Genomic DNA, 10,159 nt, shown 5'->3' with positions numbered 1-10,159 from the left:
CCACGCCTACCCGGCCCATGCCGCGTTCGGCCGCTACAAGAACTCCGGCATCGGCCGGCCCGACTTCCCACTCCGCGTTCCGGGGCGTGCGCGCCGGCGCCCGGGAGGCGGGAACTAGAACAGACCGGTGGCCTGCGGGGAGTAGCTGACCAGCAGGTTCTTGGTCTGCTGGTAGTGCTCCAGGGCGGCCTTGTGGCCCTCCCGGCCGATGCCGGAGTTCTTGTAGCCGCCGAACGCGGCATGGGCCGGGTAGGCGTGGTAGCAGTTGGTCCAGACCCGGCCGGCCTGGATGGCGCGGCCCGCCCGGTAGGCGGTGTTGCCGTCGCGGGTCCAGACGCCGGCGCCGAGCCCGTACAGGGTGTCGTTGGCCAGCGCGACCGCGTCGTCGAAGTCCTCGAAGCGGGTCACCGCGACGACCGGGCCGAAGATCTCCTCCTGGAAGATCCGCATCCCGTTGACGCCCTCGAAGACGGTCGGCGTGACGTAGTAGCCGCCGGACAGCGCGCCGCCGAGGTCGGCCCGCTCGCCGCCGGCCAGCACCTTGGCGCCCTCGGCCTGGCCGATCTCGACGTAGGAGAGGATCTTGCGCAGCTGCTCGTCGCTGGCCTGCGCGCCGATCTGGGTCTCGGTGTCCAGGGGGTTGCCCTGGCGCATCGCGCGCACCCGGTCCAGGCCGTCGGCGAGCAGCCGGTCGTAGACCGAGGACTCGATCAGCGCCCGGCTGGGGCAAGTGCAGACCTCGCCCTGGTTGAGGGCGAACATCGCGAAGCCCTCGACGGTCTTGTCGTAGAAGGCGTCCTGCTCGGCGGCGACGTCGGCGAAGAACAGGTTGGGGCTCTTGCCGCCGAGCTCCAGCGAGACCGGGATGAGGTTGCCGCTCGCGTACTGCGAGATCAGCCGGCCGGTGGTGGTCTCACCGGTGAAGGCGATCTTCCGGATCCGGTCGCTGGAGGCGAGCGGGCGGCCGGCCTCCAGGCCGTAGCCGTTGACCACGTTGAGCACGCCCGGCGGCAGCAGGTCGGCGGTCAGCTCGACCAGCAGCAGCACGGAGGCCGGGGTCTGCTCGGCGGGCTTGAGCACGACGGCGTTGCCGGCCGCCAGCGCCGGGGCGATCTTCCAGACGGCCATCAGGATCGGGAAGTTCCACGGGATGATCTGGCCGACCACGCCCAGCGGCTCGTGGAAGTGGTAGGCCACGGTGTCCTCGTCCAGCTGCGAGACGCCGCCCTCCTGGGCGCGCAGCGCGCCGGCGAAGTAGCGCAGCTGGTCGACGGCCAGCGGCAGGTCGGCGCCCAGGGTCTCGCGGACCGGCTTGCCGTTCTCCCAGCTCTCCGCGACGGCGAGCCGTTCGAGGTTCTGCTCGATCCGGTCGGCCATCCGCAGCAGCACCTGGGCGCGCTCGGCGGGCGGGGTGCGGCCCCAGGCCGGGGCGGCGGCGTGGGCGGCGTCCAGCGCGGCCTCGATGTCCTCGGCGGTGCCGCGGGCGACCTCGGTGAAGACCTCACCGGTGACCGGGCTGGGGTTCTCGAAGTACCGGCCGAGGACCGGCGGCGTCCACCGGCCGCCGATCCAGTGCTCGTAGCGGGGGCGGTAGCCGACGATGGATCCGGGCTGCCCGGGGGGCTGGTAGACCGGCATGCTCTGGTGCCTCCTCGCGCTGTCGGGGGCACCGCCGCGGCGCGTGGGCCGGAGCGGTGCACGCCGGGCCGCGCTGGGCGCGGCCCGGCGGAGGGTACGGACACACACGCGGGCGGAGGTGCCCCTCCGGGGCGTCCGCCGGGCAGCACCCTAACCGGGGGACGGCCGATCCGGCTACGGTCCGTGCGGCGGGGGTCGACGGAGGGTGGCCCGTTCCGGCCGCCCGCCGCGGCCCGGAGGCGAGCGGCGGGTCGTTCAAGCAGCCTGGTAGCGGCCGGTGCGGCGCTCCCAGCTCAGGTAGCCGGCCAGCCAGGTGACCAGGCCGTCGGCGTAGCGCTGCGCGATGATCCGCTCCACCCGGGCCAGGCCCAGCTCCCGGTACACGTCGGGCAGCCCCTCGTAGAGCTCGCGGGCCCGCTCGACCATCAGCTGCGCCTCGGCCATCACCACCGCGCAGGCCTCCTCGGCCGAGCAGTCCCGCTCCCGCCGCACGATCATCACCAGGTTGTTGACATCGCCGCGCGGCGCCTCCAGCGGGAACGACCGCACGTCGTTGGTGAGCGAGGGGATGTCGGCGGCGAGCTGGCGCAACTGGCGCAGCACCGGGTGGTGCAGCACGGCCGGCGGCACCTCGAAGCGGCCGATCCGCTCGATCATGTCGAAGATGGTCTCCATCGCCGCGGTGCCGCGCCGCAGCACCTGGTAGCCGGCCCGGTCCGGCGGACGCGGGCTGATCCGTCCGGCCGCCTCGGCGGGGTGCGAGGCGAGGTAGTACTCCCAGTTGTACGCGGCGCGCGCCTGCCAGCGCGCCGGCATGCCCTGGACGCTGCGCTCCCACAGGTCGGCGAAGGCGCTCTCCACGGGGGACCCGCGGTCGGCCTGCGCGCCGTGCAGGACGGCGATCAGCCGGTCGCAGATCGGCGCGACCTCGGTGGGGCGGCGGCCGAGCGGGCCGTCGAACTGGTCGTCGAAGAGGAAGTAGAAACCCATCAGGTCCGCGGCGAGCGCGAGTTCGTCGGGCCCGGCGTCGGGATAGCCGAGCGCGGCGAGGTCCACCACGTCCCAGTGCGCGTAGGACGGATGGGCCGGGTCGGGCAGCAAGGGGTGGCGGGTCAGCCAGGTGCGGTGCAGTTCGGCGGCGTACGGCCCGTGGTCGCTGCGACGGTGCGGGAACGGAATCTGAAGTGAAATGTCGTCAGACATCGGACTCCCGGGGCTGCGGTAAGTGGGGGCACTGGTTGGGTATCGCGGGCGTTGGTGGGGGAGTTGGGGCGGCGCTGCCGGAGTGGAAGGCATGGTCATGGCATGATCAACTCGGCTCGCGGGGCGTAGAGTATCTGATGCAATGATCCGACGTTAGGGATATAGGGCAATTGCCCTCGGCAGGTCCTCCAAACCCTCCAACTCGCCCCTCGCCTGCGTGAATACACTCCACCAGGCCCCCTGCGGCGCTAACCTCGCCTCACGAGCAGGGATCGGCGAGGCGGAGGCGCGACGGTGACCGAGCGGGACAGGGAATTCTGGGCGGAGGCGATGCCCGGCGCGCGGGAGGCGGAAGGCGCCCCCAATCGCATCAGACTGCGTGACCGCGACGCCGAACTCCGCTCCGCCGAGGCCGCGGTGGACAAGCTCTGCCGCGACTTCGCGGCCGGCGGCACCGAGATCGGCGAACTGCTCACCTTCTCCGGCCGGCCCGGCATCGGCAAGACCAGTCTGCTGCACGAGGTGCGCCGGATCGCCAAGCTGCGCGAAGGCGCCACGGTCCTGTTCGCCCGCGGCGGCGAGCGCCAGTTCAACGATCCGTACCACGTGCTGCGCCAGCTCCTCCAGCCGGTGCTCGGCGGCCTGGAGCCCGACGAGTTCCGCCAGGTGATGGGCACCTGGGAAGAGGTCGTCGGACCGGCGATGGGCCTCAAACAGCCCAGGAAGGGCGCCCGCCGCCTCGACCCGCAGGGCGTCCGGGACGGCCTGGACTTCGTCCTCACCCAGCTCGCCCCGCGGCGCGCCCCGCTGGTGATGATCGTCGACGACCTGCACTGGGCCGACCCCGAATCGCTCGGCTGGCTGGCCCAGTTCGCCGTCCGGGCCCGCGAACTGCCGGTGCTGCTGGTCTTCGCCTACCGCGACGACAGCGCCGACTGGCAACCGGAGTCCCATCCGCACTACCGCGCGGTCGCCGGCCTCGCCACCCGCCGGCACGAGCTGAGCCGGCTGTCCCTGGTCGCGGTCACCGACATGATCCGCGCCGAACTCGGCGACAAGGCCGAGGACGCCTTCTGCTACGAGTTCTGGAACGTCGTCAACGGCAACCCCTTCGAGGTCGTCGCCCTGCTCGACCAGGTCCGCGACCAGGAGCTGGAGCCGGTCGAGGAGAACTCCCTCCAGCTGCGTGAACTCGCCGTCGACGCCACCGGGATGACCCTCAAGTCCTGGCTGGACCGGCTCGGCGCCGCCCACCTGCGCTTCGCCTGGGCCGCCGCGATGCTCGGCACCGACATCCGGCCCGACCTCGCCACCCGGATCTCCGCCCAGAGCGCCGAGGGCGCCCGCGAGTCCATCAAGGAGCTGCGCAAGCAGCGCGTCCTCACCACCACCCCGAACGGCAACCTCGAGTTCGTCCACCCGCTGATCGCCAGCTCGATCTACAACACCATGCCCGAGGCCACCCGCACCGGCATGCACGGCGTGGCCGCCGCCGAGATCGAGAACGCCGGGCTCGGCCTGCTCGCCGCCTCCCGCCACCTGGTGGAGACCTTCGCGGGCGAGGGCGACGACCGCACCGTGCGCAAGCTCCGCCGGGCCGCCTCCGAACACCTGCTGATCGGCGCGCCCGAGGCCGCCCAGCGCTGTCTGCACCGCGCGCTCGCCGAACCGCCGGACGACCAGGACCGCGCCGAGGTGCTGTACGAGCTGGGCTGTTCCGCCCTGCTCACCGACCCCGTCGCCACCGTCAACCAGCTGAAGCTCGCACTGGACCCGGAAGAGGGACCGCTGCGCCCCTCGCTGCGGGTCGACGCCACCTTCCGGCTCTCCGAGGTGCTCGCGCACAGCGGCGAACTGCGCCAGGCCGCGCTGGTCTGCCAGCAGGAGGCGGAGCGCACCCACGGGGACCCGGCGGGCAGGCTGCGGCTGGAGGCCGCGTCGTTCATGTGGCACGCCTACCGCAAGTCCGAGGAGGACGGGCCGGCCCGCTCCGCCCGGCTCGGCGCGCTGTGCGAGAGCCTGACCGGCCGGGAGGCGGCCGACCGGGCGGTGCTGGCACTGCGGGCCTGGGACCTCACCCTGCGCGGCGAGCCCTCGGCCGAGGTGCTGCGGCACGCGGACGACGTGTTGGACAACGGCCGGCTGCCCAAGGGCCTCGGCTGGACCGACAACACCTGGGGCTTCGAGCTGCCCGCCACGCTCGGCCTGTCCTACACGTACAACGACCGGATCGCCCAGGCCGAGCGGCTCTTCGCGGACGCCATCGTCCAGTTCGAGATCGCGGGCTGGAGCGGTGCCCACCGGGGCTTCGCCTACTTCCTGATGGGCCTGGCCCGCTTCCGGCGCGGCCTGCTCGCCGAGGCCGAGGACTTCCTGCGCCGCGCGCTGCGGCTGTCCGAGCGGATCAGCGCCGGGCTGCCGCTGGCCTGGGACGCGGTCGGCGTGCTGATCGACACCCTGATCGCCCGCGGCCGCCCCCAGGAGGCCTGGGAGCTCGCCCTGGAGTTCGGCTTCCACCCGCCGTACCACGCCACCGCGATGGTGCTGCCGGACGCCGCCTCGCTGTACGGGAAGCTGCTGCTCGCCGTCAACCGGCCCGCCGGCGCGGCGGCCGCGCTCACCGAGGCCGGCGCCCAGCTGGACCTCCGGGGCTGGCACAACACGGTCTGGGCGCCCTGGGCCGGGCACCTGGCCATCGCGATCGCCCCGGACGAGCCGGAGCGGGCCCGCGCGTACGCCCGGCGCTCGGTCGTCGACGCGGAGCGGTTCGGCACCGCCTCGGCGATCGGCACGGCGCTGCGCCTGCACGCCCAGATCGAGGACGGCCAGCAGGCGGTCGAGCTGCTGGAGCGGGCGGTCACCCACCTCGGCCAGTCGCCGGCGGGCTACGAGCACGCCGTCGCGCTGGTCGACCTCGGAGCCGCGCTGCGCCGGGTCGGCCGGCTGGAGGACGCCCAGGAGTACCTCTACCAGGGCATCGAGCTGGCCCAGCACTGCGCGGCGGACGGGCTGGTCGACCGGGCCCGGCGCGAGCTGGCCAACTACGGCCTGCGGCCCAACCGGCTCGGCGACATGCGCGAGACGCTCAGCCAGCCGGAGTGGGACATCGCCGAACTGGCGGTGCGGGGCGTGCCGCCGCAGCGGATCGCCGATCACCTGGCCCTCCCGCTCAGCCTGGTCAACCGCCGGCTGGCCGCCGTCTACCGCAAGGCCGGCAGCGGCCCCGACGGCCTGGCCGCCGCGCTCGGCCTGCCGCCCGCGCAGCGGGACGGCTCCGACCCGCTCGACCGCCCGGGCCGGCCGGACACCACCGGAGGCGGGTCCGGCGCCGGCCGCTGACACCCCGGCACCGGGCGCACGCCGCACCGGACGGCGCGCGGGCACCGCATGAGCGCCTGCGCGCCGTCCCGGCTCACTAGGCTTTCGGCGACCAGGCCCCGCCCGGGGCCCGGTACCCCGGCGAAGGGCGGGCGCGCTCCGGTGGCCCGCCAGGATGAGGAGCAGGCCATGGCGACGCCCCCGGCGAACGGGCCGCAGACCACCAGCGTGCGGCGCGAGCCCTTCGAGCCCTCGGGCGCGGGAGCCGCGATCGAGCGGTGGACGCTGCGCGCCGGCCCGTACGAGGCGAGCGTGCTCACCCTCGGGGCCACCCTGCACACCGTGGTCGCCCCCGACCGGGCCGGGCGCCCCGCCCAGGTGCTGCTCTCCACCGACCGGCTCGCCGACATCCTCGGCCCGGCCCGCCACTACGGCCCCGTCGTCGGCCGCTACGCCAACCGGATCGCCGGCAGCAGCATCACCGTCGACGGCGTGGAGCACCAGCTCGCCCCGACCGGCGGCGGGGTCACCCTGCACGGCGGCCCGGACGGCTTCGCGCACCGGATCTGGGCGGCCGAGGAGGTGCCCGGCGGCGTCCGGCTGTCGCTGCACAGCCCGCACGGCGACCAGGGCTTCCCCGGCGCGCTGGACGTCACCGTCGACTACACCCTCGGCGCGGACGGCGAACTGGCGATCCGCTACCACGCGGTGACCAGCGCGCCGACCGTGGTCAACCTCACCAACCACGCCTACTTCAACCTGGCCGGCGAGGGCTCCGGCGACGTGCTCGGCCACCTGCTCACCCTGGACGCCGACGGCTACACCCCCGTCGACGAGCGGCAGATCCCGTACGGCCGGATCGAGCCGGTGGCGGGGACGCCGTTCGACTTCACCACCGCCCGGCCGATCGGCAAGTCGGTGCACGACGGCCACCCGCAGCTGACCGGCCCCGGCGGCTACGACCACAACTGGGTGCTGCGGCCCCGCCCGGCGGACGGCTCCCCGGCCCGGGCGGCGCGGCTGGAGGACCCGGTGAGCGGCCGCACCCTGGAGGTGTGGACCACCGAGCCGGGCGTCCAGGTCTACACGGCCAACACCTTCCACGGCGCGGTCACCGGCGCGCGGGGGGTCCCGTACGGGCCGTTCGCCGGGATCGCGCTGGAGACCCAGCACTTCCCGGACGCCCCGCACCACCCGGCCTTCCCGAGCACCGAGCTGCGCCCGGGGCAGGAGTTCCGCTCGACGACCCTGCTGCGGTTCGGCGCGGTCGGCTGACGGGGGCTGCAAGAGCCTTTCATCACGGCCTTTCACCACGGAGGGTGGCCCCGGCGGCGCGGCCGACCGGGGCAAACCGGACGAAAATCCGCAAGGCGCCCGCACGTCCACTACTGTGCGGCAACGCGGAGGACACGCGGGCGTAACGATCGCCGTTTCTTGCAGAAACTTGCTGCAAAGGGTTTCCGCACCTGTTGCCCCGCTGTTAACTTCCTTGCGGGCCCGGCGGCAGCAACGGTGCGGTCGGCGCGAGGCAAGGCAGCCATTATGCGCCTGTCTCCGACTATTTCGGGCACCCCCACCCTCCAAGGAGTTCTCATGCGGCGTGGCATCGCGGCCTCTGCCCTCGTTGTGGCCCTCGCGGTCTCGATGGCTGCCTGTGGCAGCAGCGGCTCCAGCTCGGACGGCAAGGCCGACGGGCCGGTCACCCTCACCTACTGGGACACCTCGAACGCCACCAACGAGGCGCCGAACTACCAGGAGCTCGTCAAGAAGTTCGAGGCGGCCAACCCGGGTGTCAAGGTCGACTTCGTCAACGTGCCCTTCGACCAGGCGCAGAACAAGCTCCAGACCGCGATGGGGGCCAAGGGCGCCCCGGACGTGTTCCGCTCCGAGGTCGGCTGGACCGCCGCCTTCGCCAAGGCCGGCTACCTGGCGCCGCTGGACGGCACCCCGGCCGCCGCCGACTCCGCGAAGTTCCAGCCGAGCCTCATCCAGCAGGCCAGCTACGAGGGCAAGCTCTACGGCGTGCCGCTGGTCACCGACACCCTCGGCCTGCTCTACAACAAGGAGCTCTTCGCCAAGGCCGGCATCACCGCCGCCCCCACCACCTGGGACGAGCTCAAGACCGCCGCCGCCGCGGTCAAGGAGAAGGCCGGCGTCGACGGCTTCTGGCTGAAGGCCGCCGACGGCTACTACGCGATGCCGTTCCTGTTCGGCGAGGGCACCGACACCGTCGACGCCAAGGGCAAGAAGATCACCGTCGCCGGGCCGGAGGCCGTCAAGGCGATCGAGACCTACAAGTCCCTGTTCACCGCGCCCGGCACCGCCAAGGCCGACGTCACCACCGACGCCTACGCGCACATGATGGACGCCTTCAACAGCGGCAAGGTCGCGGCGATCGTCCAGGGTCCCTGGGAGATCACCAACATCTACAAGGGCTCCGCCTTCGCCGACAAGACCAACCTGGGCATCGCCCCGGTCCCGGGCGGCACCGCCGGCAAGGGCGGCGCCCCGACCGGCGGCCACAACATCTCCGTCTACGCCGGCGCCGACAAGGCCCACAAGGCCGCCGCCGAGAAGTTCGCCGCCTTCATGACCTCGGCCGAGAGCCAGGCCTTCATCGCGCAGAAGAACTCCACGCTGCCGACCCGCGAGGACGCCTTCACCGCCGAGGTCAAGGCCGACCCCGGCATCGCCGGCTTCCAGGCCGTGCTGTCCAGCGCCAAGCCGCGCCCCGAGCTGCCCGAGTACAGCTCGCTGTTCGCCTCGCTGGGCACCAACCTCGGCAAGATCGTCCAGGGCACCGCGACCCAGGACGGCCTGAACACCGTCGCCACCGACTACGCCAAGCTCCTCCCGGGCTTCGCCAAGTAGTCCCTCCCCAGCCGTCCGGCCCGCCGTTCCCCCGGTGGGCCGGACGGCCGGCCCCGTAGCAGCAGTCGCCGAAGCGAGGCGGCGGACCTCCCCGAGAAGGTGTCGAACAATGTCAGTCGCCGTGCAGGGCGCCACCGGCCAGGGCAGCCGGCAGCGCGATCCGCGTCCGGGCCTGATGGAGCGCCTCAAGCGCTCGTACGCCAAGCACTGGTACGCCTACGCGATGATCGCACCGGTCGTGCTGGTCCTCGGCGTCCTGGTGCTCTACCCGCTCGCCGAGGGCCTCTGGCTCACCCTCACCGACGCCAACAGCCTCAACGTCGCCCGCAAGATCGGCGCCAACGAGATCCCGGCGAGCTACAGCTTCGTCGGCTTCGACAACTACGCCGACATCCTCTGGGGCCCCGGCTCCTACGACCGCTTCTGGTCGCACTTCGTGTGGACCATCGCCTGGACCGCCCTGTGCGTCGGCCTGCACTACACCATCGGCCTGGGCCTCGCCCTGCTGCTCAACCAGAAGCTGCGCGGCCGCGCCGTCTACCGCATGCTGCTGATCCTGCCGTGGGCCGTGCCGACCTTCGTCACCGTCTTCTCCTGGCGCCTGATGCTCGCCGACGGCGGCGCCGTCAACGGCCTGCTCTCCGCCCTGCACCTGCCCGAGCCGGGCTGGCTGGACGACCCGACCGCGCAGAAGGCCGCCGCCGTCCTGGTCAACACCTGGGTCGGCGTGCCGTTCATGATGATCTCGCTGCTCGGCGGCCTCCAGTCGATCCCCGCCGAGCTGTACGAGGCCGCCGAGATGGACGGCGCCACCGCCTGGCAGCGCTTCCGCCACGTCACCCTGCCCGGCCTGCGCACCGTCTCCTCGACCGTCGTGCTGCTCGGCATCATCTGGACGTTCAACCAGTTCGCCGTCATCTTCCTGCTGTTCGGCAACGGCGCCCCCGACGCCCAGCTGCTGGTCACCTGGGCCTACCGGCTCGGCTTCGGCCAGCAGCCCCGGGACTACGCGCAGTCCGCCGCCTACGGCGTCATCCTGCTCTCCATCCTGATCGTCTTCACCGCCTTCTACCGCCGCTGGCTCGCCCGCAACGAGCGGGCGAACGGCTGACCCCGGCGAACCCAGCGA

Annotated in this window: 6 protein-coding genes; 4 read left to right on the top strand and 2 right to left on the bottom strand. The window is 72.8% G+C overall.

What is annotated here, in order from left to right:
* Positions 1-114: 114 nt before the first annotated feature.
* Together exaC and ABT238_RS35795 are read right to left on the bottom strand one after the other, a co-directional pair.
* Positions 115-1,638, bottom strand: coding sequence for an acetaldehyde dehydrogenase ExaC (exaC, locus tag ABT238_RS35800; protein WP_350571727.1), 1,524 nt, complete (start codon positions 1,636-1,638; stop codon positions 115-117).
* A gap of 255 nt (positions 1,639-1,893) precedes the next feature.
* Entirely contained in the window at positions 1,894-2,841 is a 948-nt protein-coding gene (locus ABT238_RS35795) for a terpene synthase family protein (RefSeq protein WP_350571726.1), read from the bottom strand.
* Between the two features lie 294 nt (positions 2,842-3,135).
* On the opposite strand from ABT238_RS35795, the gene ABT238_RS35790 reads away from it, so the two are divergent.
* From ABT238_RS35790 to ABT238_RS35775, 4 genes are all read left to right on the top strand, one after another.
* Complete coding sequence (locus ABT238_RS35790) at positions 3,136-6,180, top strand: ATP-binding protein (RefSeq protein ID WP_350805194.1); 3,045 nt, start codon at positions 3,136-3,138, stop codon at positions 6,178-6,180.
* Positions 6,181-6,348: 168 nt separating this feature from the next.
* The gene (locus ABT238_RS35785) at positions 6,349-7,434 is read left to right on the top strand and encodes an aldose epimerase family protein (RefSeq protein WP_350805190.1); all 1,086 of its coding nucleotides are present in this window, start codon (positions 6,349-6,351) and stop codon (positions 7,432-7,434) included.
* A 318-nt stretch (positions 7,435-7,752) separates the two neighbouring features.
* A complete protein-coding gene (locus ABT238_RS35780) occupies positions 7,753-9,030 on the top strand; it encodes an extracellular solute-binding protein (protein WP_350571721.1) in 1,278 nt (425 codons plus the stop codon).
* A gap of 109 nt (positions 9,031-9,139) precedes the next feature.
* On the top strand, positions 9,140-10,141 hold the full coding sequence (locus ABT238_RS35775) for a carbohydrate ABC transporter permease (RefSeq protein WP_350571720.1): 1,002 nt from the start codon (positions 9,140-9,142) through the stop codon (positions 10,139-10,141).
* Positions 10,142-10,159: the final 18 nt, after the last annotated feature.

This window comes from Kitasatospora sp. NPDC001527 (genome assembly GCF_040298605.1).
Taxonomy (GTDB): Bacteria; Actinomycetota; Actinomycetes; order Streptomycetales; family Streptomycetaceae; genus Kitasatospora.
This window is presented reverse-complemented; position numbering and strand designations above follow the sequence as displayed.

What these genes read in the sequence shown, in the direction of transcription:
- ABT238_RS35795 (WP_350571726.1), bottom strand. Translation starts at nt 2,841, where the DNA reads ATGTCTGACGACATTTCACTTCAGATTCCGTTCCCGCACCGTCGCAGC.
- ABT238_RS35775 (WP_350571720.1), top strand. Translation starts at nt 9,140, where the DNA reads ATGTCAGTCGCCGTGCAGGGCGCCACCGGCCAGGGCAGCCGGCAGCGC.
- ABT238_RS35780 (WP_350571721.1), top strand. Translation starts at nt 7,753, where the DNA reads ATGCGGCGTGGCATCGCGGCCTCTGCCCTCGTTGTGGCCCTCGCGGTC.
- ABT238_RS35785 (WP_350805190.1), top strand. Translation starts at nt 6,349, where the DNA reads ATGGCGACGCCCCCGGCGAACGGGCCGCAGACCACCAGCGTGCGGCGC.
- exaC (WP_350571727.1), bottom strand. Translation starts at nt 1,638, where the DNA reads ATGCCGGTCTACCAGCCCCCCGGGCAGCCCGGATCCATCGTCGGCTAC.